This is a genomic window from Fusibacter bizertensis, from assembly GCF_029914245.1.
GTDB classification, from domain to species: Bacteria; Bacillota; Clostridia; order Peptostreptococcales; family Acidaminobacteraceae; genus Fusibacter_C; species Fusibacter_C bizertensis.
In genome coordinates this window covers 509024-534777 of record NZ_JARYZI010000001.1, presented here as the reverse complement: position 1 = coordinate 534777, position 25754 = coordinate 509024, and the positions used below count along the sequence as shown (strand labels likewise).

General features: G+C 38.1%; 16 protein-coding genes and 1 riboswitch. Of the genes, 15 read left to right on the top strand and 1 reads right to left on the bottom strand.

Annotated elements, in window-relative coordinates; translation table 11 throughout:
• The first annotated feature begins 148 nt into the window (after window positions 1-148).
• The 4 genes from QE109_RS02650 to QE109_RS02635 all read left to right on the top strand — a co-directional run bounded on the left by QE109_RS02650 (window position 149) and on the right by QE109_RS02635 (window position 7165).
• A complete protein-coding gene (locus QE109_RS02650) occupies window positions 149-1987 on the top strand; it encodes an ABC transporter ATP-binding protein (protein ID WP_281092826.1) in 1839 nt (612 codons plus the stop codon).
• Window positions 1987-3873, top strand: a complete 1887-nt coding sequence (locus QE109_RS02645; RefSeq protein ID WP_281092825.1) for an ABC transporter ATP-binding protein — start codon at window positions 1987-1989, stop codon at window positions 3871-3873. The genes QE109_RS02650 and QE109_RS02645 overlap by 1 nt, the downstream gene beginning before the upstream one ends.
• 95 nt (window positions 3874-3968) lie before the next feature.
• A riboswitch (ZMP/ZTP riboswitch) is annotated at window positions 3969-4056 on the top strand.
• Window positions 4057-4199: 143 nt separating this feature from the next.
• Complete coding sequence (pflB, locus tag QE109_RS02640) at window positions 4200-6452, top strand: formate C-acetyltransferase (protein WP_281092824.1); 2253 nt, start codon at window positions 4200-4202, stop codon at window positions 6450-6452.
• Between the two features lie 2 nt (window positions 6453-6454).
• Window positions 6455-7165, top strand: coding sequence for a radical SAM protein (locus QE109_RS02635; RefSeq protein WP_281092823.1), 711 nt, complete (start codon window positions 6455-6457; stop codon window positions 7163-7165).
• A 58-nt stretch (window positions 7166-7223) separates the two neighbouring features.
• Here QE109_RS02635 and QE109_RS02630 read toward each other — a convergent pair whose 3' ends face one another.
• A complete protein-coding gene (locus QE109_RS02630; protein ID WP_281092822.1) occupies window positions 7224-8960 on the bottom strand; it encodes a methyl-accepting chemotaxis protein in 1737 nt (578 codons plus the stop codon).
• Between the two features lie 303 nt (window positions 8961-9263).
• Between QE109_RS02630 and QE109_RS02625 the strand changes: the two genes are divergently transcribed.
• From QE109_RS02625 to QE109_RS02575, 11 genes are all read left to right on the top strand, one after another.
• Window positions 9264-10217 carry a hypothetical protein gene (locus tag QE109_RS02625; protein ID WP_281092821.1) on the top strand — a complete coding sequence of 318 codons (954 nt, stop codon included), beginning with the start codon at window positions 9264-9266 and terminating at the stop codon, window positions 10215-10217.
• A gap of 75 nt (window positions 10218-10292) precedes the next feature.
• Window positions 10293-11579 (top strand): NUDIX domain-containing protein, encoded by a 1287-nt coding sequence (locus tag QE109_RS02620; protein ID WP_281092820.1) that lies wholly within the window; start codon window positions 10293-10295, stop codon window positions 11577-11579.
• Window positions 11580-11652: 73 nt separating this feature from the next.
• Window positions 11653-12600 carry an exonuclease domain-containing protein gene (locus tag QE109_RS02615; protein ID WP_281092819.1) on the top strand — a complete coding sequence of 316 codons (948 nt, stop codon included), beginning with the start codon at window positions 11653-11655 and terminating at the stop codon, window positions 12598-12600.
• 184 nt (window positions 12601-12784) lie between these two features.
• Entirely contained in the window at window positions 12785-15322 is a 2538-nt protein-coding gene (locus tag QE109_RS02610) for a glycoside hydrolase family 3 protein (protein WP_281092818.1), read from the top strand.
• A 140-nt stretch (window positions 15323-15462) separates the two neighbouring features.
• Window positions 15463-16164: a LytR/AlgR family response regulator transcription factor gene (locus QE109_RS02605; protein WP_281092983.1), complete on the top strand. Its 702-nt coding sequence runs from the start codon at window positions 15463-15465 to the stop codon at window positions 16162-16164.
• Window positions 16164-17480, top strand: coding sequence for a GHKL domain-containing protein (locus tag QE109_RS02600; RefSeq protein ID WP_281092817.1), 1317 nt, complete (start codon window positions 16164-16166; stop codon window positions 17478-17480). Before QE109_RS02605 ends, QE109_RS02600 begins: the two co-directional genes overlap by 1 nt.
• A gap of 11 nt (window positions 17481-17491) precedes the next feature.
• Window positions 17492-18598 carry a UDP-galactopyranose mutase gene (gene glf, locus QE109_RS02595; protein WP_425365102.1) on the top strand — a complete coding sequence of 369 codons (1107 nt, stop codon included), beginning with the start codon at window positions 17492-17494 and terminating at the stop codon, window positions 18596-18598.
• Between the two features lie 214 nt (window positions 18599-18812).
• Window positions 18813-19829: a glycosyltransferase family 2 protein gene (locus QE109_RS02590; protein ID WP_281092816.1), complete on the top strand. Its 1017-nt coding sequence runs from the start codon at window positions 18813-18815 to the stop codon at window positions 19827-19829.
• 26 nt (window positions 19830-19855) lie between these two features.
• Window positions 19856-22249 (top strand): beta-glucosidase, encoded by a 2394-nt coding sequence (locus QE109_RS02585; protein ID WP_281092815.1) that lies wholly within the window; start codon window positions 19856-19858, stop codon window positions 22247-22249.
• Window positions 22249-22767 (top strand): polysaccharide biosynthesis protein GtrA, encoded by a 519-nt coding sequence (locus QE109_RS02580; RefSeq protein WP_281092814.1) that lies wholly within the window; start codon window positions 22249-22251, stop codon window positions 22765-22767. The genes QE109_RS02585 and QE109_RS02580 overlap by 1 nt, the downstream gene beginning before the upstream one ends.
• A 34-nt stretch (window positions 22768-22801) precedes the next feature.
• Window positions 22802-25726, top strand: coding sequence for a glycoside hydrolase family 3 N-terminal domain-containing protein (locus tag QE109_RS02575; protein WP_281092813.1), 2925 nt, complete (start codon window positions 22802-22804; stop codon window positions 25724-25726).
• Window positions 25727-25754: the final 28 nt, after the last annotated feature.

Genomic DNA, 25754 nt, shown 5'->3' with positions numbered 1-25754 from the left:
AAGATGAGCAGGTGTTTTTTTATGCCCTCATATGGATTTTATTGAATATTGTGACAATATTAATTTTTAATGACAGCCACTTTTGAAATAAGTGTTGTGATAAAATAAGTGTATCTGACTTAAACAAAATAAAGTATATGGGGGAAATATGCGCCGAAAAAAAGAGAAAGAAAATGACGCAGAAAAAGTCAAGAAAAGACCACTGATGCGCAATGTGTTTTTTGTCTATCAGCACATGCGTAAATGGTTACCTGAATCCATAACGGTGCTGGCACTTAACACTGTCGCAGTGGCGATTGCACCTTTCATCTGGATCGTTGTACCGAAGCTGATCATTGATGAGTTACAGGGTAGTGCAAGGATGGATTGGATCATAACTGTACTTGCTGTAACGCTGATCATCACTGCGGCAGTCCATTTTACAAAGGAAGCGTGTATCGGAGTATTCCGTATGAAAATGGCGAGAATTCGCATGCTTTTTGGTCTAGAGCTACATGATAAGGCGATGAACCTCGATTATCATCATGCAGAGAATGCGGATACTCAGAATTTACTAAACCGAGCAACTAGAAATACTGGCAACCCTAATCACGGATTAGGTGGTGTAATGAAACAGTCCTTTTCACTTTTAGGGTATATGATTGGCTTCATCGGTTATATAGGGATCATTTTAAGCTTACATCCTGTGGTACTTGTCTACCTGTTGATCAGTGTGGTAATCATTTATCGCCTTAAGAGCAAATCTGACAAATATAGATACTCAAGAGAGGATGACATACGCCCATATGAGAGAAAATCAAGATACATAGGGAATGTTTTAACCGATTTTGAATTTGGTAAGGACACGAGAATCTACCAATTAAAGACCATGCTTCTGGATAAAATGGAGCGCCTTAACAAAAGAACGGAAGGTGTTCAAAAGGAAATCAATACAAAGAGCCTGAAAGTAGAACTCATAGATACAGTACTTGTACTGATCAGGGATGGAATCGTCTATGCCTACATCACCTATATGGTCTTAAGCGGCAAGATGTCGTTTGGTAGTTTTATCCTGTACGCAACGACTATCAATGGGTTTGCAGTGTGGATGCTAGAACTCATGAGAAATTTCACAGAGTTTAGACTTGCTGCTAGGTATGTTGATGATTACCTAGATTTTATGGAAATTGAAAATGAAAAAATTCTAGGCGAGCCATCGCCACTCCCAAGTGGTAACCGATTGGCTATACATTTTGACAACGTCGATTTCGCTTACCCAGGGACAGAGAAAAAAATCTTTGAGTCACTGTCACTTGATATCCCTGCTGGGCAAAAACTGGCAGTTGTGGGTGTCAACGGGGCAGGGAAGACGAGTCTGATTAAGCTTTTGACAGGGTTATACCGGCCAACTGAAGGCAAAATCACCATAGAAGGCACGGATATCTCGACGATACCACTCACTGAACACTACAAACTGTTTTCAGTGGTCTATCAGGAAATCAAACCGGTAGCAGCTAGTATCTCAGAAAATGTTGCCGCTTCTGAAACCTATGATACGAATAGGGTTTGGGATGCAGTTCAGAGAGCTGGGCTTGGTGATAAAGTCAACAGCCTGGGTAGAAAGCTGGATACACCACTCCTTAAAATAATTGAAGATGATGGTCTTGAACTCTCAGGTGGCGAGAACCAAAAACTTGCACTTGCAAGAGCGCTTTATAAAAACGGGCCAATAGTGATCCTAGATGAACCAACTGCTGCACTTGATCCTATCGCAGAGAAGGATATCTATGAAAGCTTCGGTGACATGATCGATGGCAGAACCGCGATCTTTATCTCACACCGTTTATCCAGTACGAAGTTTTGTGATAAAGTCGCTTATTTTGAAAATGGTAAAATCGAAGAATATGGCACACACTATGAACTACTTGCTTTGAATGGCAAGTATGCCCATATGTTCAACACACAAGCCCAGTACTACCAAGATCAAAAAGTGGAGGTGACTGCCTGATGGATAAGCGAGAATTTTTAAATAGCAATCAGGAGGTCATCAAGTATTTTATCCGCTTGATGCATAAATTGACACCGGCTTATCTGCCAACCTTGCTAGTGCAATCGTTGATGAAAACCATCAGACCACTTCTTTTTATCATGGGGCCAAAATTAATCGTTGATGAGCTGATGGGACTACAGCGCACCGATCGCTTAGTGCTCCTCATAGCGATTATTGCACTGGGTAATTTTGTCGTCGGCGTAACTGAGAAGGTATTAAAGTCTAAAACTGATTTATTAACTTATAAATTTAACAATGCGTTTGAAAGACATATTGCTAAAAAAACGGTAGAGATTGATTTTGAAAATGTAGAAGACCCTGAGATTTTGAATCTCAAGGAACGTGCGCTTTTCGCCGTTAGGAACCATGGATTGATGTACGGTATGGTAGAAGGTCTATCAAAAATTGCCAATGAAATGATATTGATTGTGAGTTTATCTGCAATCATATGGACATTTAGCCCATGGGTACTTTTGCTTTTAATCGGCGTTGTCATGATCAATAGTTTTCTTTTCAAAAAAATTCAGAAATACTACTACCGTGAATCTACAAACACAGTGAATGCCAATCGTGCGTTTGTCTATTATATCAACCAGTCTGGCGATCAGGAACTGGCAAAAGACATACGTCTATACAACATGCCAAAGATGATTATCGATAAAATGAACCGTGTGAACCTCGCCACATATGATGAATATCTCAAAATTTATGGCACGATTAGTCGTCTTGATGGACTGGTAAGTGTCAATGTACAGATTCAAACCGTGATCATCTATATTTTGCTGGCTGCGAAAGCAGTAGGTGGCACTGTAACCATCGGTAACTTTATGATGTACGCTGGCACCATAGGCAAGTATAGCCAGAGCATGAACAACTTTGTAAGTGGCATCATCGAAGTCAACCGACTCTGTAGACAGCTTGAGCTTTTAGTGGAATACGAGAAGATACCCGCTTCAAAAGACAGTGGTGACCAAGCGATGCCAGATGGCAACTTATTTGAAATTGAGTTTCACGATGTATCGTTTAAGTATCCAAGAGCAGAAGATTTCACCCTTAAAAATATCTCAGTCAAAATTCATCCGGGTGAGAAAATCTCGATTATAGGCCTAAATGGCGCGGGAAAGACGACCTTTGTAAAGCTTTTAACGCGGCTTTACAAACCGACTGAAGGGAAAATCACCCTTAATGGTGTCGATATAAATGATGTGGATTACAATGCGTATATGTCAAATATCGCAGCTGTTTTCCAAGACTACAGACTCTTTGGAATCTCTGTAGAAGAAAATATCACAGGAAAAAATACGCTAGATTTTGAAACAGGCGGTAAAAACGGTGAAAGTGATGATAATGGTGATGCGTCAGTTGTCAGTGCTGAAGGAGATAAAAATGCTGCCGCTGCTGAAGGTGCCGAACGAGAGATCTACGGGATTTTGGAAAAAGTAGGCGTTGCCAGTGATATCGCAGCGTTGCCTAACGGGCTAAAGACAACTCTTGATAAGCGATTTGACAGAGGTGCTACAAAGCTTTCAGGTGGTCAGGCGCAGAAGGTAGCCATTGCCAGAGCACTTTGTAAAGATGCGCCAATCGTCGTACTGGATGAACCAACTGCAGCACTTGACCCGATCGCTGAACACGATGTCTATTGCCGGTTTGACCAAATGGTTCAAAACAAAACGGCGATCTACATCTCGCATAGACTTTCAAGCTGCCGGTTTTGCGACCGTATATTGGTGTTTGATAAAGGTCGGATTATCGAGGTTGGTTCACATGATGAGTTGATCATACAAGAAGGCTCACAGTATGAACGGATGTTCAATGCGCAAGCGACTTATTATTCGGCTTAGGATGAAGAAAGTTGAAGGTGTTTTTAACAAATTTAAACTTTCTTATTTACACACACTGCATTCTCGTTTATAATAAACACAAATTAAATGTAACCATGTCTACTCAAAACTGGCGGAATATGTGGGGCTTACCACGGGGGATTGAGTGAAATAGACTATTAGCCGACCGCCTGGGCACTTACGCTCAGGATGTGTTGGCTTTAATTTAGTCACAACTACTTTGTGACAAAATCTGAGGGCTCGAAGCCCGAAGATTTTTCTTATTTGTCTAAAGCCTCAAATTCGACATAGAGCGTTTCCAATTACACAATAGGAGGAAATGTGACATGAATCAAAAAAGCAAACAAACATCAGATTTGGATCAATCAGCGATAGACGTAAGGGCGTTTATCATGGCGAACTATCAGCCTTACGAAGGGGATGAATCCTTCTTGGCATCGCCAACTGACCGTACACACGCCATTTGGCAGCAAGTACTTGATCTGATGAAGGAAGAACACAAGGCAGGTGGCGTACTGGACATAGACACAGAGCGCGTTTCATCGCTACTCACCTATGAACCGGGCTATATAGACAAAGAGAACGAACTGATCGTAGGACTTCAAACCGATGCACCGCTTAAACGTGGCGTCAACCCTTTTGGTGGCATACGTATGGCGAGACAGGCGTGTGAAGCCTATGGGTACAAACTCTCTAAGCAAGTTGAAGAACACTTCGCCTATAAAACCACACACAACGACGGGGTGTTTAGGGTGTACTCTGACGAAATCAAGGAACTGCGTTCAGCGGGAATCCTCACTGGACTACCTGACGCTTACGGCAGAGGTCGCATCATTGGAGATTACCGAAGAATTGCACTTTATGGTATCGACCGATTGATTCAGGAGAAACAAAGCGATAAAAAATACCGTGAAAAACAAGCGATGCTCGAAGGTAGCATCGGGTTAATAGAAGAACTTTACAAGCAAATCGATTTTCTACACAAACTCAAAGATATGGCTATGGCGTATGGTCACGATATTGGCAGACCTGCTATGGATGCAAGGGAAGCCATTCAGTGGACTTACTATGGCTACCTTGGCGCAATCAAAGAGCAAAATGGTGCAGCGATGTCACTGGGTAGGGTGAGTACCTTCCTCGATATCTATATTCAGCGTGATCTGGAAAATGGCAACCTTGATGAGACCAGTGCACAAGAGCTCATCGACGATTTCATCATCAAACTGCGCATGGCGAGACAACTGAGAACTCCAGATTACGACGAACTTTTTGCAGGCGATCCCCTCTGGATCACTGAGAGCTTAGGCGGTATGGGACTTGACGGGAGAACGCTGGTGACAAAGACCACCTATCGCTTTTTACACACCCTTCAAAATCTTGGACCTGCGCCAGAACCCAACATGACAGTCCTTTGGTCAGATGCACTTCCAGAGCCGTTTAAACGTTACTGTGCGAAGATGTCCATCCAAACCGATGCGATACAATATGAAAACGACGACTTGATGCGTCCACTATATGGCGATGATTATGGGATTGCTTGCTGTGTGTCAGCGATGCGAATTGGCAAAGAGATGCAGTTTTTCGGCGCGCGCTGTAACCTCGCCAAGACTTTGCTACTGGCGATCAACGACGGAAGAGATGAGCGCACGGGAAAACAAATCACACCTTCTTTAAAAACATTGGGTTTAGGGGAGGACGTGCTATCGCCTTCCAGTGAATTACTCGAGTATGAAGCGGTAAACCTCGCATTTGACAAGATGCTAGACTGGATCTGTGAGAAATATGTCAACACCATGAACATCATCCACTTTATGCACGATAAATACGCCTATGAAAAAACACAAATGGCACTTCATGATACAGATATTCACCGCTATATGGCATTTGGTATCGCTGGCTTAAGTGTCGTAGCGGATTCACTTTCAGCCATGAAATACGCCAAAGTGAAACCCATCAAAGATGCCACTGGTTTGATCGTCGACTTTGAAGTTGAAGGGGATTTTCCAAAATACGGCAACGACGACGACCGCGTAGATACCCTTGCAGCAGAATTAACGCAAAGATTTATCACAAAACTAAAAATGCACCCAACTTATAGAAATGCTGAGCATACACTATCAATCCTCACCATCACATCAAACGTCGTGTATGGTAAGAAAACGGGGAGTACGCCTGATGGCAGAAAAGCAGGGGCACCATTTGCACCAGGCGCTAACCCGATGCATGGCCGAGAAACAAAAGGCGCACTGGCATCGCTTAATTCAGTGGCAAAGATTCCTTTTGACTGTTGCAGGGACGGCGTGTCATGTACATTTTCTATTCGTCCAGAAACCATCGGACAAGATGAAGCGACACAAGTAGAGAATCTCGTATCGATCATGGATGGCTATTTTTCTCAAAATGCCCATCATCTCAACGTCAACGTTCTCAGCAGAGAAAAACTCATGGATGCAATGGCGCATCCTGAAAAATATCCAAACCTCACCATACGTGTATCAGGATATGCCGTCAACTTCCACAGACTTAGCCAAGCACAACAATTAGAAGTTATTAGCAGAACCTATCATGAAAGGGTTTAGAGATGCTTGTTCAGGAAACTTTAGAAGCTTATGATTTAGAAACTTATGAATTAGATGCTTATGAATTAGAAGTCTACAAAATTGAAACGCTAGGCGCACTGGATGGTCCGGGTCTTAGAACAGTGATCTTTCTTCAAGGCTGTCCCATGCGCTGTCAGTACTGCCATAATGCAGACTCTTGGTTAGCTAACGCGGGAAAAGGGACGATGATGCGTGCACTGTCCCTTTATGAACTCGTACTAAGATACAAACCCTATTATAAAGACAAAGGCGGCGTCACTTTTTCAGGTGGCGAAGCCTTATTGCAAGCAAAAGGGCTTTTACCACTGGTAAAAGCCCTAAAAAGTGTGGGAATACACACTGCACTTGACACTTCAGGCAGTATCATAAGTGACGATACGCAAAACCTCATGGACGCTATCGACCTCGTCATCCTCGACATCAAAGCCACAGACGAAGCACTTCATCAAACTTTGACCAAGCATAGCCTCAAAAACCCACTCGCCACCTTAGCAACCCTCAAAGCACAAAACAAACCCTACTGGATCAGACAGGTTGTCCTAAAAGGCATCAACGACACAGATGCCCACCTCTCACAGCTTGATGAACTTACAGCACATCCCACTAGAGAAAGGCTCGAACGCTTGCCATATCATAGCATGGGGCAAGAGAAGTGGGAGGAGTGGCAGATGGTGTTTAGGAGGGAGTTTTGAAGGTGGTAAATTTTTATGATAGACCACCAGAAATGGTGGTCTATCATCTATTACGAACCTATTCAACGATTTTAAAAATCCCAGTTTCTTCGCTTAATTGATTGGATAAAGCTTTGTTTTTTTCACTTTCATTGCTAATTTTATTCATATTTGAGTTTAGGACATTCATATTGTAAGTAGAATCAATAATTCCTTTTACACTATCATCAACCGCATATGAAATCTCTTTAGTACCCTTCGCCATTTGCTGTGATATATCTTTTAGTTCTATGGATTTATTAACAAATTGAGAGAGTATAATATCAATTTCAGAAATGTCATGTTTATACTTTGCAGTAACATTTACGAAAGTATTGTAGTCTTCAAGGATATGATTGTCTACATATTTCATTAATTCTTCAGAAATTTGCACTAAATCGCTTACAGAATTAATGACGGTGTGACTTAAACTTTGAATTTGATTGGCAATGTTTTGAGATCCTTCAGAAAGTTTTCTAATTTCATCCGCAACAACAGCAAATCCTCTACCCGCATCTCCAGCACGAGCTGCCTCAATACTTGCATTTAGTGAAAGCAAGTTGGTTTGAGAAGCAATATTGATGATATCAAGGGTTAAATCACTAATTTGATTAACGGATTGACTTTTTTCAAGAGAAATTCCTATATGCTCTTTCATATCGCCGATAACTGATTTTGTTTGTTGTCGGTTTTTTTCAGTTTGTTCATATATATCACTTGATTTTTGAGCAAGTTCTTTGACGACACTACCATTTTTGATTGAGTTATCTGAGATGCCTTGTGCGAGATCAAAGATATTGATGGAACCCGTTTCCATCCATTCAATGGAGGCATTAATTTCTTGCATACTTGCTGAGAGTTCAGACATGGTGGAAGAAATCACATCAATTGATGCATTTGATTCGTTAACATTTTCATTGATGATCGTTGCATTTTGTTTCATCGCATGACTACTTGATTTGATAGAAATCATCGCATGTTGTAAAATATCTAACAGTATATTCATGCTTTTAATGATCATTCCAATCTCGTCATCATGTTTACTTTCTAAACGAAGTGTTAAATCCCCTTCAGAGTTTTGGATGCTTTCAATAATCGCTTTGATTTGTTCGTTTGCCTGTTCCATTGGTTTCTTAACAGATCTTAGTACAACTACAAAAGACCCGATTCCTGCTAGTAAAAAAAGTATGCCCATTACGATGTTAATAAGTTTTAAGCGATTGACCCTTTGATCAATAAGGATATTTTCATGATCGAGACTTGACTGGATGATTTTATCATAGTTTAACTCAGCTGTTTTAAGAGCGCTGTATGATGAGGCTAATTTGTTTGATTCAATACTTGTTGGCATTTGTTGCTGAGTTGTTTTGGCATATTGACTTACATCACTTAAGTAAAGTGTTGCTGATTCATATAAGGGCGCAAAGGCATCTTCTATTGTAGAGTTCATGATCTTTTCTGTGGCAAACTTGGAGAGTTCGGCCATATGGTCTAAACTTAAAGTTATATCATTCATGTCACTATCAAGTTGTGAAATGAATGAATTGCTTTCTTGAGTGGATTGAAGTGCTGCCATATTTATTTCTGAGTTTATGGCTTCAATACCAGTAAAAACAGCAAGCTGTTCAGATTTCATAGGTAAAAAAACTTTTGACATGAGGGTTGATGAAAGCGTGACTTGAGAGTTTGTTACGCCACTTGCAATGGTATTAATGATGAACAAGAGTGCTAAGGTCACTAAAATAAATTGAATTTTTTTTATAATTGTTTTTTTCATGATGCCCTCCAAATGGTTACATGCAATCTGCTTTTTTATGTAAAAACATTGCAATTTTACTTTAGTATAGATTATTTATAAAAAAAAAAGCTGTTTTCAACGTAACTTGCAATTTTAACGGCATGATTAGCATTAGAGTGGGATATGATTAATCATCCTATAGTTCTAAATTGTATAAAAATAGTAAAGTTTCTAGTTTAATTTGATATAATGTAAGAAGTATTACCCCTAATCAACTCAAATTCTTATCAATTTGAAGTGGTTTCATATACTAAAATATAAGCCTAATGTAAGGAGGTTCTCATGCCGAAAAGCAGTTTCAAAATCAATCCCAAAACAAACTTCAAAATCAATAATAAAGCCAAGTTCATATTTGCAGTAACGCTCGTTAGTTTGCTTGTGATGCTCATAGCCGTTACATTTATACATAAAGAAAAGAACTACGATGAAGAAATTTCACAAAGCATGAAATTATATATGCTTTCTTATAAAATCGCCAATAGCGCTGATGAAGTTGAACTTGAACAGTTACAGGACCAAGTGACAAATGCGAAAGAAATCACCGCAAAATTAATGCATCAAAATACGAAGCTAAAGCAGCCGTTTGATAGTCTTTTCAGTAGCATTGAGGGGATTTATAGCCAAAAACAATTGGCGGTAACAAAGCAAATTGAATTTACGGTAGGAGATCCTTCTGACTGGCTGGTTAAAGTACAAGAGGCGCATCTTCAGATAGGAAAACTAGTAGGTGATCAAGACATTGAGCATTTGATTCCAGCATTATTTGGAGAAAATGTTAAACTAGATGCGTTTGAGCTAGAAGCGTCGTTTAACGTCGCAGCAAAAGAAAAACTTTCAACAGTTTCTGGCACATTTACAGCAGATACCACAGGTGGACCTAAAACAATTGAACTAAAACTTACACCATATGAAAAAGCCACTTTATTGGCATTTTATACTGCAAACGATCTTGCGAATTTTGAATTGCCATCAACTAAACTAGTTATTGATATCCCTAATTTAGGCATCTATAATTTCAAATTCAAGCACGGGGATCAAACAAAATTTATCAGATGGAAATCTAGCGATAGTATTGGACTCGTGACCATTGGAGAAAATGGTGTCATCATTAAACCAGGAATGGAAAGTGCCTACTACGAAACGCTGAAGTTAGGACGAATGATGGGGTTAGTTGAAGCCATCATATGGGGGCATGAAGAAACCAAAGCATTACCCAATCGAAAAATGTATTTGTAAGACAATCGACAAAGAATATTAGATGTTCAATACTCAACAATAGATCATCAATAGTTCAACGATAAGGAGAAGCTAGTGAAAAAAACAACATCACACTTAAAATCACAATTTAATTCGCAACCTAAATCACAATTTGAACCACAATCTGAACCACAATCTGAACCACAATCTAACTCTGAATCACAATCTAACTCGCAACCTACATCTTCTGCAAGCCACCAGTGGGAAGCGATTCGAAAGGTGTCTGAGGCTTTAAGGTCTGACGTAGCAGTTCGCGCCATTTTTCTCAAAGGATCTTTGGCAAGAGACGAAGCCGACAAACATTCTGATGTGGACCTTTATTGCCTCGTGCATAAGGAACAGCTTGAAGATTTTTTAAAGCGGCGCATGGACTATCTTGAAAAGTATCGACCAATCGTTTTCAGCGAAGAAGTCTACTTTGTCGCACCTCAAATCGTAGCGGTATATGAAAACGCCCTTCACTTTGACCTTTACACCGTGACGGAAGAAACGTTAAAAGCAACGGATCAGATCAAAGTTATTTTTGATCCGGAGGATTTGCTTCGCCATTACAAAGCACAGCGTTATCCCGTGACTGAGGATGTTCTCAGAGAGCATATCGATTCATTTACATTTAATTTATTAGAATTTGAAGCTGCTTATGAAAGAGAAGACCTTATATGGGCTTCTCGCTTAGCAAGCCATATGACAGGGACACTTTCAGTTGTATTGAGACATCTATACGATGCAGAAAATGCACAGCTTGGTATGAAGCGTCTCTCAGAAAAACTTGACCCAAGCATGCTAGAGAAGTTTACTATTGCACTTGATAGTATAGGGCCATCAGAGTTACCAAAAGGCGTGATCATACTGATTGATATTGTTGATGAGATTATCCCAAGATTACCGACAGCAGTTCAAAAGAGTATACACTTAGACTTTTATAACTTGATGAGTGCACGCATAAGAAAGTATTATGAAACGCGTGAAGGTGTTTATGGCATTGCAATAAAAGATGGAAAGATCGCAGTAGTGAGAGTGCCATCAGGTTATCGTCTCCCTGGGGGTGGACTAGACCCTGGTGAAAATCTGATTGAATGTCTAAAACGAGAGTTTGTAGAGGAAACAGGACATCTCATCAAAGTTGGCAAATTCATCGAAGATTATAAAGAGTATACCTGGAGTAAAAAGCATCAAAAGTTCTACGAGGTATATGCACACGTCTATGAAGTTGAAATGATGGCTTTTGACCGTCCAAAGATTGAAGAGGACCACGAACTCGTCTGGTTAAAACTTGAAGATGCTAGAGGGAATATGCTGATTGGATTTGAAAATCAAGCGATAGAGGACGTGTTATTGTAAAGAAAACGAGTTATATTCTAAAATAGAAAAAAAGACGTGTTATAATATAGAAAAAGTGGTGAAGGGAAGTTGTATGTCGAGGTTTACTTTTTTTGATGTGGAAACACCAAATAGAAATAATGACCGGATCAGTTCCATGGGGATCGTCGTCGTTGAAGACGGTATTACGATCTTTGAAGCGAATATATTGGTGAATCCTGAAGTCAGATTTGATCCTTTCAATATAGGACTTACCAAGATTACACCTGCGATGGTGAGGGATGAGCCAACACTTAAAGAGATATGGCCATCAGTGAGGACGTATTTTGAAGAGAGCATCATCGTTGCACACAATGCGACGTTTGACCTTGGTGTTTTGACCATGACACTTGTACATTATGGTATAGAGGTTCCATGCTTTCATTATATATGTACCGTAGTGCTTGCACGCCGCTTTTTAAAATATCGTAAAAATAGCTTAGACTATCTGTGTGCTACCTTAGGTGTTTTACTTGAAAGACATCATGAAGCACTTTCTGATGCAAAAGGGTGCCAAGGTATTTTTTATCACATCGTGGAACATCACGGGTATAATGACAGCTTCGTAAGTGAATTTTACAGACCACATATGCGTGGAAAAAGTGTTTCAATATCAAATGAGCATACAGACACTAATAGAAATTCATACTCAAATTCATACTATAAATTAAAATCAAATCTCACCAATAGCCAAATAGAAACGCCAGTTCAGCTCAAGACGACCACTGATCACTTTGAGATTAAGGATAAAAGCTTTTGCTTAACGGGTGATTTTAGATACGGTGAGAAAACAGATGTCGAACTGTTTATACTGGCGCACGGTGGACGTGTTGTTACGCAAGTAACACGGCAGCTTGACTTCGTGCTAGTGGGTGCTTATGGCAGTCCCCTTTGGGCGTATGGTAATTATGGGACGAAAGTTAAGAAAGCACTAGACTATAAAATGGCAGGCCAGAACCTACATGTTATTTTAGAAGTGGATTTTTTTAAGAAGTTTGAGTGATAAGGCAATATATGATGCAATTAGATAGACCCTAGCAAATCAGTAATTGATAAGCGAAGGTCTTTTTTTTTTTAGATATAAGTGCAAATTATGGTTTATGTTCGACCGTTTACGCAATCCAACAAAAAATTCATACATTCTATCATATAATTTGACCATCGACATTTGAAAGGGGATAAAGTATATGAAGTCTGGCTTTAAAAAAGGTTTATCATTACTCATGGTTTTAGTGATGATATTGTCATTATCAGTAGGATGTTCAGATAAGAACTCTAATGATGATACGCAAAGCACAAGTGAAAGCACTACGGGGAGTATAGAAACAACAGAAGAAACAAATGACGGTGCAATTGTAATGAAAGAACCGATACCAGTTGAAGAATGGGGTTCGGGAACAGTAAAATGGTCTGAAGAAGATACAGATTTTGGTTTTACACTTGTTAACAATGACGGTGGAGAAACAATCGGTTATTCTAAAGAGTCAGGTCTTAAATTAATCCAAGTTGATGGTTTTGCATTTAAAGATTTAAATGCAAATAATATGCTTGATCAATATGAAGACTGGCGAGAATCAGATGAAGCAAGAGCAATGAATCTTGCTAGTATTTTACCAGTTGAAAACATTGCTGGTTTGATGCTATATAGTGCACATGTCTTTGCAATTGGTGAAACATTAGATGAAGCTCAACTTGCATTTTTAGATGCAGGTGGACGTTCAGTTCTAAATGCTGCTTCAGCTGCAGCGCCTGAAACTGGTGCACTTTGGAATAATGCAATGCAAGTTTATGCAGAGAAAACACCTTTTGGTATACCTGTAAATACAAGTTCTGATCCAAGAGATGTTGGTATATCAGCTTGGCCATCCAATCTTGCACTTGCAGCAACTTTTGATCCACAAGTTGCAAAAGATTCTGCAATGACGATTTCTCAAGAATACAGATTAATCGGTATTGGTACGCTATTAGGACCACAAATTGATTTGGCAAGTGAAGCAAGATGGGTTCGTATTCAAGGAACGTTTGGTGAAGATCCAGCGCTTTCTAGAGATATGACTGCATCATATGTAGATGGTATTCAATCTTCATACGATGCAAGTGGTAACGATCTTGGTTGGGGAAAAGATAGTATGAATGCTATGATCAAACACTGGCCGGGAGATGGTGCTGCTGAAGGTGGACGTGAAAGTCATGCTTTAGTAGGTAACAGTGCAGTTTATCCAGGTGGTCAATTTGAAACGAGCTTGATTCCTTTCGTAGATGGTGGTCTTAAGCTTGAAGGAAAAACTGGAGAAGCATCATCAATTATGTCTTCTTATTCAATTGCCTATGATGAAGACGAAGCTTATGGCGAATTGATAGGTAGTGCATATAGTGAATATAAAATTAAAGATTTACTTCGTGGACAATATGGCTATGAAGGTGTAATTTGTACTGACTGGGGTGTTATCAATGACCCAGAAGAGTTTATCCACACATCATGGGGTGCTGAGGATATGACAAAAGCTGAACGTGTCTACAGAGTTTTAACAGTAGGCGTTGATCAGTTTGGTGGACATAACAGCAATGTAGAAATTCTAGAAGCATATGATATCGGTGTAGCTGATATTGGTGAAGAAGCGATGAGAGCAAGATTTGAAGAGTCTGCTGTAAGACTTTTAAAAAATATTTTCAACGTAAACTTATTTGATAATGCTTACATTGATGTAGATGAAACAAAAGAAGTGGTTGGCAGTGACGCATTAAATGCTAAAGGTTTTGATGCAGCACTTAAATCAGTAGTTATGCTTAAAAACAAAGACAATACGATAAAGGCTGCAACTGAAGGCGAAAAACCAACAGTTTATATTCCAATGCTTTATAGACCAGCAGCAGCTTCTGATTTTGGAGCACCAACACCTGCTAAATGGTTCTTACCAGTTGACCTAGAAGTTGCTAGTGAATATTTCAATGTAGTTACAGATACTGTAAATGCGACACTTACTGGTGAAGCAGATGCAGACGGTAATGCAACAATTGCTTATGCAGACATCAAACGTGCATCTGCAAAAGAACTTGCAGGTTGTGATTTCTCACTTGCTGTGGTTGATGGACCGATGAATGCAGGTAGTATGTTCGCTGGTTATGGTTTTGATCCTGCAACACAATCATATGTACCGATGACGTTACAATATGGTAAATATACTGCTGATTCAGAATTTGTTCGTAAAGAATCAATATCTGGTTCTATGATCGAAGAAAAACAAGATTCAGTATATGGTACGCAAACTGTTGAAGTTAAAGAAAATCGTTCATACTTCGGCAAAGATGCAATTATCACAAATGCGACAGATTTAGATGCGATTGAATATGCAGCGGCGAATATGCCAGAAAGTGCTAAAACAATAGTTGCTATTCGCGCTCAAAGACCTGTAATTGTATCTGAATTTGAGAATGATGTTGATGCAATTATCGTAGGCTTTGGTATAAAAGATAAAGCGTTATTAGAAGTTGCAGCTGGAAAATATGAACCATCTGGTTTGTTACCAGTTCAGTTCCCTAAAGATATGGAAACAGTTGAACAACAATTTGAAGATGTACCAAGAGATATGGTTTCATACACAGATAGCGAAGGCAATATCTATGACTTTGCATTTGGTTTAAACTGGGCTGGTGTAATTGATGATGCACGTACTGCTAAATATGGCGTTGCACCACTTGTAACACCTACAAATACAGGAAAATAATTATATAATCCCCCTAGACTGTTATGCTGATATTTTGTCAGCATAACAGTCTTTTTATGCGTTTGCCCAACTGAAGTAAACGGTGATATAATAGGCAAAAGACAATTATTAATAACCTGTGGAGGAAAACTTTGATCAGAGTGGCAATTGTTGATGATGATGTGATCATTCAAAATAAATTGAAGCAATATATAAAAGAATATGAGAAAGAAAAAAAAGAGAAGTTTTATATTTCAATTTATTCTGATGCTTTTGACATCGTTGAGCAGTATAACGGTCTATATGACATTATTTTTATGGACATTCAGATGGAAAAAATGGATGGATTAACCGCAGCTGAGAGAATTAGAGCCGTTGATAAAAACGTTATCATTATCTTTGTAACCAATATGTCAGGCTACGCAATACAAGGATACAAGGTTGATGCGCTGAGTTATGTTGTAAAACCCATTGTTTATGTAGATTTTGTACAACAGCTAGATAAAGCGGTTAATAGAATTGCACTAAGTAAAAGTGCTTTTTTACTTGTAACTGTTAATAGTGAGATTATAAGGCTTGATATCACTAAAATTTGCTACATGGAAAGTATTGAGCATAAAGTATATATTCACCTTGAAGATGAAACGATATCTATCTATAATTCACTTTCTAATCTAGAGCAGTTAGTTAAGAATTTTCACTTTGCACGGTGCAATAGCTGTTTTTTGGTCAGTTTAAAACATGTTGAGTCAATAGAGAAAGATTGTGTGGTTGTTGGCGGTGCTGAACTTGTAATAAGTCGCTCAAAAAAGAAGAATTTTATGAATGCACTTGCTGAGTATATTGGAGGTGAATATATATAATGGTTGATCAATATCTTGAAATCCCAAGGCTTTTTACGTCTATTGCTGAATCACTAGCGTGTTTGATCTATATTATGCCACTAAAAAAGAGATATACTGGATTTAAGCACTATCTTTTTTTGCTTCTAGGTCCAATTGTTTTAACGATGGTTCAACTGATTAGTGGTGAACTTCCTTTGATATATTGGGTTCCGGGGATGTTAACTGCCATGGCAGTGATGTATATATATATATGGTTAGTCTGTGATATCTCAAAATACGATGCTGGTTTTTTATTTATTAGGGCTTTTATATTGGCTGAATTTGCTGCATCACTTGAATGGCAGATATATTATGCGATTCTCTATGTAGGAGTGCCCCATAAGATTTGGCTCGCAGGTGCTATTATGGTCTTAGTCTATAGCTTGGTTTTTACGATAGGTTTTTGGGTAGATGCAAGAAAAGTTTTTAAAGATCGAAAGCTTGGTGTCACTTTTAAAGAATTACTTAACGCACTTATCATTGGTATTGCAACATTTCTCATGAATAATATCAATTTTGTTATGGATAATCCTTTTACGGATAGTAACGTAAGAGCAAATCTACTGTATATAAGAACACTTGTAGATTTAAGTGGACTTTTGATTCTTTTTGCATCGAACGAACAGCGTAGAGAGATGAATCTCAACCACGAACTTAACGCGATCAACGATATACTTCATAAACATTATGATCAATATCAGGCTTCGAAAGATAATATAGAAGTCATTAATCGAAAGTATCATGATTTCAAGCATCAAATCAATCAGATTAGAAATGAGCAAGATCCAGTACTTAAAGAAAAGTATCTCGATGAAATAGATCATTCTATTAGAGTTTATGAATCTAGCTATGATACGGGAAATACTGTTGTTGACACGATACTGACCGGAAAAGGTATTACTTGTTTTGAGAATGACATCACGCTGAGTTGTGTAGTAAATGGCAAACTTTTAGATTTTATGTATGTGATGGACATCTGTTCAGTGTTTGGAAATGCCATTGACAACTGTATCGAAAGTGTCAAAAAAATTGATGATCTTCAAAAACGCATCATTCGTGTAGCCGTTTTTTCAAAAAATGGATTCTTGATGATGCGGTTTGAAAACTATTTTGAAGAAGATATTATTTTTAGAGATGGATTACCCGTAACGACAAAATCTGATATGCATTATCATGGTTATGGTATAAAAAGTATTAAGAAGACTATCGAAGGGTACAATGGTAATCTGTCTATATCCACCGATAATAATTGGTTTGTAATGAAAATATTAATTCCACTTCCAAGTGAAGAATAAAGAGGATAACGATGTACGACTATATAATTGTAGGCAGTGGCCTATATGGTGCTATATTTGCATATGAGATGAAAAAAATTGGGAAAAAGTGTCTTGTTTTAGAAAAGAGGGGGCATATTGCTGGAAACATCTATACTGAAGAAGTTGAAGGCATAAATGTTCATAAATACGGTGCACATATATTCCATACCAGTGTTAAGGAGACGTGGGAGTATATCAGTCAATTTGCTGAATTCAACTCATTTATCAACAGTCCTTTAGCGAATTATCAGGGAACACTTTATAATTTGCCGTTTAATATGAATACTTTCTACAAGATGTGGGGAAAGGCAACTCCAGCAGAAGTTGATGCCATCATCTCGGAGCAAAGAAAAGAAATTAAAGATGAGCCGAAAAATCTCGAAGAACAAGCGATTAGTCTGGTTGGAAGAGATGTTTATGAAAGGCTCATTAAAGGTTATACTCAGAAACAATGGGGGCGGCCTTGTGACGAGTTACCTGCATTTATTATAAGACGTTTGCCTGTGAGGTATACTTATGACAACAACTACTTTTCAGATCGTTATCAAGGAATCCCGATAGGTGGATATACTAAAATTATAAGTAAAATGCTAGACGGTATAGATGTAAAACTTGGTACTGATTATCTAGATAATCGTGAAAAATGGAATCAAATAGGACGAAAAATAGTATACACTGGTGCCATTGATGCGTACTTTGATTATTGTTATGGACCTCTAGCATACAGAAGTGTGAGATTTGAAACTGAAATCTTGAACATCCCAAATTATCAAGGAAATGCAGTCATCAACTATACTGACGAAATCGTGCCATATACACGAATCATTGAACATAAGCACTTTGAATTTGGAACACAGCCCAGTACGGTAATCAGTAGAGAATATAGTGAAGAATGGCAGCCTGGGATGGAACCGTATTATCCAGTTAATGATGCTAAAAATGATGAAATCTACAAAAAATATAAGGCGTTAGCAGACGCACTACCTGATACAATATTTGGCGGAAGACTTGCAGATTATAAGTATTATGATATGGATAAAATAATTGAACTTGCACTTAAACATGTAAATGAAGAACAAGTACGGAAGCTGGAATGATAGATTCCAGCTTTTTTTTAAGACACAACTAAACTAACTTAAGACATGATTAACTATATGAAGCCGCATCAACATTAAATTAAATCGCAACTCGTTATACCTTAACAAATGTTTTGCATATTGTGAAATGAAAATGACAGTTTACGCAATCGTACAATTATAAAAAAAATTCTATGATATTATAACCTCACATGCAGGTTTGAAAGGAGAACAAATGAATATTTTATCTGTTGTCGTACCGAGTTATAATACGGAGCAGTATTTATCAAACTGTATCACTACTTTGCTTGAGAGTGGTGAAGGTATTGAGATCCTAATCGTCAACGATGGTTCTACAGATGGAACAGGTTTGATTGCCGATCGTTTTGAAGAAAATTATCCTGAAAAAGTTAAAGTAATTCATCAAAAAAATCTAGGACACGGCGGTGCTGTAAACACAGGTATCGCAAGTGCTTCCGGAAAATATATAAAAGTAGTTGATAGTGACGACTGGGTAAATCCAGAAGCTTTAAAGTCAGTTGTTTCAAAGCTTAAAGAGTTTACCGAAGCTGGTCAAGATGTAGATATGTTTCTTTGTGATTTTGTCTATGATAAGTTGGGCGAGAGTAAAAAGAAAATCATGCATTATCGTGGTATCGTTCCAGAAAACGAAATCGTATCTTGGGATGAAATCGGTCGCTTTAGAGCTGGGAAGTACATCTTGATGCATTCAGTAATATATAGACGTAGTGTGCTTATTACTTGTGAACTGAAACTTCCGGAGCATACTTTTTATGTGGATAATATATTTGTCTATATGCCGCTTCCATATGTGGAAACGATCTATTATATGAGTATCTGTGTTTACCATTATTTTATAGGGCGAGATGAACAATCCGTTAATGAAAAGAATATGATTCGCCGCATTGATCAGCAATTATTGGTAAATAATTTAATGCTGTATAGCACAGATTTAACAAAAATCAAAGGTCGAAAACGACAAAAGTATATGCTTCACTATCTTACGATTATCACTACCGTTTCTTCAGTATTGTTATTAAAAATCGGTACAAAAGAAGCGATTAATAAAAAGAAAATGCTTTGGCGTTCAATCCGAAAGTATAACTTATGGATTAATTTTCGTATGCGCCTTAGTTTAGTAGGGAGTGTCATCAATTTACCAGGAATTACAGGTAGAAAGATATCACTTCTTGTCTATAAAAAAGCACAGCAAAAAGTGGGATTCAACTAAATATATACAAGGAAAGGAGAATGTCGATGCCGTCAAATTATGGGTCAATTACTACGCAAATGACATTGGTTGAAAAAGCTTCATTGCTTTCAGGTGAAGATTTTTGGCATTCAAGAAAAATAGATCGGTTAAACATTCCTGCGATGGCACTTGCAGACGGACCGCATGGTCTTCGAAAGCAAGCCAGCGAAGGCGATCATCTAGGACTTGTCAAAGGAGTAGCTGCAACATGTTTTCCAACCTCTGCAACTATGGCGAATAGCTGGGATGTAGAGATGTGCGAAGCTGTAGGAAAGGCGCTTGGTAAAGAAGCAGTTTACAATGAGGTCAATATCATATTAGGTCCAGGTCTAAATATTAAGAGAAGTCCATTATGTGGGCGTAATTTTGAATATTATAGCGAAGACCCTTATCAGGCGGGGAAGCTTGCAGCGGCATACACAAGAGGTATCCAAAGCGAAGGTGTTGGTGCTTGTCTCAAACATTTCGCTGCTAATAACCAAGAATATCTCAGGATGACAAATGATTCTATTGTTGATGATAGAACATTGCATGAGATATACCTCACAGGATTTGAGATAGCAGTTAAAGAAGGCAAGCCTAAGGCAGTGATGTCCTCTTATAACAAAGTAAACGGCACCTATTCTCATGAACACAAATATTTACTAAGAGATTTGCTTGTGGATACATGGCGGTTTGAAGGTATGGTCGTTTCAGATTGGGGTGGCAGTAATGATGCTGTAGAAAGCGTCAAAGCTGGTGCACATCTGGAGATGCCATCAACAGGTTACGACAGTGTACATCAAATCGTCGATGCAGTTAAATCAGGTAATTTAGATGAAACTGTTTTAGATGAACGTGTTGAAGAATATCTGAAAGTGCTATATGAAACAGAGATTAATCGAAAAATAGAGCTAGATTTTGAAGCACATCATAAGTTGGCACAAAAGGCAGCTGAAGCATCTATTATACTTTTGAAGAATGAGGATGTGTTACCGCTAAAACCAGATTGTAAAGTGGCTATAGTCGGAGACTTTGCAGATACTCCACGTTATCAAGGTGCGGGTTCAAGTATGGTTAATCCTTACAAGCTAGATAGTACGCTTGAAGTGATGAAACAAGCTAATCTTGACATAATTGGATATGCCAGTGGTTATGACCGTGTTGGTAAATGTGCACATGATAAATGCGAAGAAGCAGTTAACTTAGCAAAAAAAGCAGATGTTGCAGTTGTCTATATAGGCTTAAATGAAATTGATGAAGTTGAAGGACAAGATAGACAGCATTTAAAAATCTCAAGCTGTCAGATAGAACTGTTAGAAGCTGTAGCTAAAGTTACTAAAGTGGTGGCTGTAATCAGTGGTGGTTCTGTGATAGAGATGCCTTGGGAAACACAGTGCGATGCAATCGTACATGGATATCTAACAGGACAAGCTGGTGCTAACGCGATATTGAACGTATTAACTGGCGCGGTAAATCCAAGTGGAAAACTCAGTGAATCGTATCCTTTAAAATATGAAGATGTTCCTAATATCAATTATTATCCAGGTAATGAAAGAACCAGTGAATACCGCGAAGGACTATATGTCGGATACCGTTATTATGACAAAGTAGGTCAAGACGTACGTTATCCTTTTGGTTATGGTCTTAGTTATACCAGTTTCGAGTATTCGGATCTTGTGGTAATGCAAGACGGTGTTAGGTTTAGTTTAAAAAATATTGGTCCTGTAGCAGGTGCTGAAATTGCACAGCTTTATATAGGTAAAGATCAAAATCTAATTCATCATCCATCAAAAGAGTTAAAGGGTTTCAAAAAAATATTTTTGATGCCCGGTGAAACTGCAATTGTTGAGATGCCATTTGATGATTATTCTTTTCGTTATTACGATGTAAATGAAAATTCATTTCAGATAGAGAATGGGTTATATCAGCTTTTAGTTGGAAGTTCTTCAAGAGAGATCAAACTAAAAGGTGAAATTAAAATTGATGGAAAAACGCCTGAAAAAGAGGATCAACAAAAACTAAGTGATTATTACAAAGGAACTGTTTCAGCCGTAAGTTTTGATACTTTTCAAGCGCTGTATGGCGATGTTGTGCCAAAGGCTACTTGGGATAGAACAGAGCCTTTGGGGTTAAATGATTCACTAGCACAAATGGTATATGCGAAAAGCTTTTTAGCTAGAACTGCTATTAAGATATTAATTGGATTAAGAAATAAGTCGGTTAAGAAAGGCAATCCTGATCTTAACTTGTTCTTCTTATCCAATATGCCTTTTAGGGCTATAGCAAAGATGTCAAATGGCGCGGTTTCAATTGCCATGACAAAAAATATATTAGACATAGTCAATGGCCATTTCTTTAAAGGACTCGGTGGATTGGTTCGGTCGTTCATCAGTTATAGGAAGAGAGGGCTTAATTAATGCTTAGTTCAATCGTTAGATTTAAAGAGAGACATGCTGAACTTTATGAATTCATCATGTTTAATTTACTCAGTAACATTGCAACAATCACCAATTTTGTTGTACTCAACATCGGCAACTCGATACTGTTCAAATCATTATTAGATATTCCATTTTCTTTTTTAATATTTAATTATAAAACAGAAAGTGGTGGTCTTGGAGGGTTTTTAGCTTTCCTTCTAAGCTTCTTCTGCGCTCAAGCAGTAAACTTTATAGTACAAAGGAATTTAGTGTTTAATTCTAACAACAAGTTAGGTAGTGCTATCCCGATCTATTTGTTAACTGTAATGATCGTTTATGTGATTTGTTTGTATATACCAACTCTTGTTCTGGAACCATTATCAGCAGTAGTTGGCAGTTTTTGGGGGATGAATTTAACCAATGCAATTAACATATTGGTTCAAGTCATCATTATCTATCCCGTTTTAAAGTTCGTAGTAATGAAAAAATTACCTGAACAAAACGAAAAAGCAATTTAGATTAGTCATAGGAGAGAAACTTAGGAGGTTAGTCGTGGTTAATAACTCAGCAAAAAAAGGAAAGAAAAAGTTAGGAAAGATTATTTTAGCAATATTTCTTGTACTGGTTTTAATCGTAAATATTGCATCCGTGATTTTCGAAAGTCATGCAAACTTGTATCTAGGTACTGGAGAGATGATCATTCAAAAATCAGAAGGTTCTGAGAACTGGGTAAGTGATTATTATGCAAACGACTATAAAGATGCAACTGAAATTTCAGCTGCTGCTGGTGATTTGGTTACTAGCATCACTGATGAAGGTTTCGTACTTTTAAAAAATAATGGTGTATTGCCACTTGCAAGTAGTGCAAAACTCACACTTTTAGGTAGAGGCAGTGTCGATTCTGTGTATGGTGGATCTGGTTCAGGTTCTTCATCGTCAGAAGGCTTAATTGATTTAAAACTAGGCCTTAATAATGCAGGTTTTGATGTAAATGGCACAGTTTATGACCTCTTAAATAAATTTGCTTCTTTCAAAATGGAGCAAGGCGTATTTGGGCCTTCAAAAGTTTATGATAATCCAAAATCTTCAATCGTAATGGATAATCCTGAAGCATCGACTTACATGATTGGTGAAATGCCAGTATCTCAATATACAACTGAAGCACTTGATAGCTTTAAAGTATATGGTGATGCAGCAGTTGTTACGATCAGTCGTCCAGCAGGTGAAGGTGGAGACCTTGCCCAAGATATGAAAGGTTGGGATGACAACTATGAAGCAGGACAACATCAACTTGAGCTCAACAAAGACGAAAAAGAGTTGATTGCACTTGCTAAAGAGAATTTTGAAAATGTAATTGTATTAATTAACTCTAGTGCTGCTATGGAACTTGGTATCCTTGAAGCAGATCCAGAAATTGATGCGATATTAATGATTGGATTCCCAGGAAAAACGGGTTTTAACTCTGTAGGTAGAATTTTAAATGGTACTGTAAATCCATCAGGTCATACAGTTGATATATATCCAGCAGATTTATCTAAGGACCCTACATTTAACAACTTTGGACACTTTCAATATTCAAATATCAATAAGAAAAATGCTATTGGTGATGCAACTTTCGTACAATACGAAGAAGGCATCTATGTAGGTTATAGATATTATGAAACAGCAGCAAAAGAAGGCTTTATCAACTATGATGAAGCAGTTGTTTATCCTTTTGGTTATGGCTTAAGCTATACATCATTTGACTGGAAAGTGGTTAATGAAACACTTGGCAAAACCGACGAGTCAATTACTTTAGATGTAGAAGTTACTAACACAGGTGCAGTTGCAGGTAAAGATGTAGTTGAAGTATACTATTCAGCACCTTATACCAAAGGTGGCATCGAAAAATCAGAAGTTGTTCTTGCTGATTTTGCAAAGACTAACTTACTTGCACCAGGAGAATCACAAGTTGTTACTTTAACTTTTGCAGTTGAAGATATGGCATCTTATGATTATAAAACTGAAAAAGCATATGTATTAGACAGTGGTGCTTATGAAGTGAGAGTACAAACTGATTCTCACAACATGAAAGATGGCATTGAACCAATCGTTTACGATGTAAATAAAAAAGTTGTCTATAATGATAGCAACAAACGATCAACAGATCTTGTTGAGGCAACAAATCAATTTGATGACGTATCAGCAATGTTTACTGACACAGCTACTGAAGGATATGCACTGAACATGTCACGTGCTGATTTTGCAGGTACTTTCCCAACTGCGCCAATGGCTGTTGATAAAGTTGCAAATGAAGCAATCATTACAGGTTTCCAAAAGTATGTCGCAGCAGATCATGAAGATGCTGACGCAGTGATGCCAACAACTAAGGCGAACAACGGTTTGACACTTATTGACCTTAGAGGAAAAGCATATGATGATCCAGCATGGGATGCACTTTTAGATCAAGTTGATCCACAAGAAGTTGTAAAAGTAATTATGAACGGCGCGTATACAACACTTGAAATGCCATCAGTTTCTAAACCAGTTACGATAGACATTGATGGACCAGCAGGATTGAGTTCTTTCATGGGCGCTGAGATCAAAGGAACAGCATATCCGTCAGAAGTTGTAATTGCTTCGACTTACAATACTGAACTTGCAACATCAATGGGACAAATGGTTGGTAATGAAGCACTTGATAAAGGCGTTAATGGCTGGTATGCACCTGCTCTTAACGTACACCGTTCACAATTTGCAGGTAGAAACTTTGAATATTATTCAGAAGATCCTGTTGTAAGCGCTAAAATAACACAAGCAGTTGTCGAAGGTGCAGCTAAAAAAGGTGTATATACTTTTATCAAACACTTTGCTTTAAATGATCAAGAAACGAATAGAGTTAACAATGGTGTCGCAACATGGGCAAACGAGCAAGCGATCCGCGAAATCTATCTTAAAGGATTTGAGAAAACGGTTAAAAATGCGACAACAACCATCAGCTACATCGGTGATGAAAATGGTACAATGGTAGAGAAAGAAATGAAAGCGACAACTGCACTAATGAGTTCATTCAATAGAATCGGTTCTACTTGGACAGGCGGAAGCCATGCACTTTTAGAAGATGTATTACGTAGTGAATGGGGCTTTGAAGGTGTTGTGATCTCTGACTTCAACCTTTATGAGCATATGTACGCTAACCAAGGTATTGCAGCTGGTACAGACTATTATATTACTTTTGATTCTATGAAATCACTTGAAGATAGTAGCAGTGCAACTGCAGTTACAAACCTAAGAAAATCAGCACACAGACTTCTATATACAGTAGCAAACAGCAACGCTATGAACGGTATTGTACCAGGTTCTACAATAACTGTTAAAATGGCACCTTGGAAAGTAGTTAGAAATGTTGCAGATATCGTGATCATTGTTTTACTTGTTCTTTGGATTGTATTATCAAGAGTGAGAAGAAAGAAAGATCAAGTAACTTTAGAAATCTAATTTGATTTAGTATCAAAGTAACTCAAGT

What these genes read in the sequence shown, in the direction of transcription:
- QE109_RS02635 (WP_281092823.1), top strand. Translation starts at nt 6,455, where the DNA reads ATGCTTGTTCAGGAAACTTTAGAAGCTTATGATTTAGAAACTTATGAA.
- pflB (WP_281092824.1), top strand. Translation starts at nt 4,200, where the DNA reads ATGAATCAAAAAAGCAAACAAACATCAGATTTGGATCAATCAGCGATA.
- QE109_RS02590 (WP_281092816.1), top strand. Translation starts at nt 18,813, where the DNA reads ATGAATATTTTATCTGTTGTCGTACCGAGTTATAATACGGAGCAGTAT.
- QE109_RS02645 (WP_281092825.1), top strand. Translation starts at nt 1,987, where the DNA reads ATGGATAAGCGAGAATTTTTAAATAGCAATCAGGAGGTCATCAAGTAT.
- QE109_RS02610 (WP_281092818.1), top strand. Translation starts at nt 12,785, where the DNA reads ATGAAGTCTGGCTTTAAAAAAGGTTTATCATTACTCATGGTTTTAGTG.
- QE109_RS02650 (WP_281092826.1), top strand. Translation starts at nt 149, where the DNA reads ATGCGCCGAAAAAAAGAGAAAGAAAATGACGCAGAAAAAGTCAAGAAA.
- QE109_RS02600 (WP_281092817.1), top strand. Translation starts at nt 16,164, where the DNA reads ATGGTTGATCAATATCTTGAAATCCCAAGGCTTTTTACGTCTATTGCT.
- QE109_RS02580 (WP_281092814.1), top strand. Translation starts at nt 22,249, where the DNA reads ATGCTTAGTTCAATCGTTAGATTTAAAGAGAGACATGCTGAACTTTAT.
- QE109_RS02630 (WP_281092822.1), bottom strand. Translation starts at nt 8,960, where the DNA reads ATGAAAAAAACAATTATAAAAAAAATTCAATTTATTTTAGTGACCTTA.
- QE109_RS02625 (WP_281092821.1), top strand. Translation starts at nt 9,264, where the DNA reads ATGCCGAAAAGCAGTTTCAAAATCAATCCCAAAACAAACTTCAAAATC.
- QE109_RS02585 (WP_281092815.1), top strand. Translation starts at nt 19,856, where the DNA reads ATGCCGTCAAATTATGGGTCAATTACTACGCAAATGACATTGGTTGAA.
- glf (WP_425365102.1), top strand. Translation starts at nt 17,492, where the DNA reads ATGTACGACTATATAATTGTAGGCAGTGGCCTATATGGTGCTATATTT.
- QE109_RS02615 (WP_281092819.1), top strand. Translation starts at nt 11,653, where the DNA reads ATGTCGAGGTTTACTTTTTTTGATGTGGAAACACCAAATAGAAATAAT.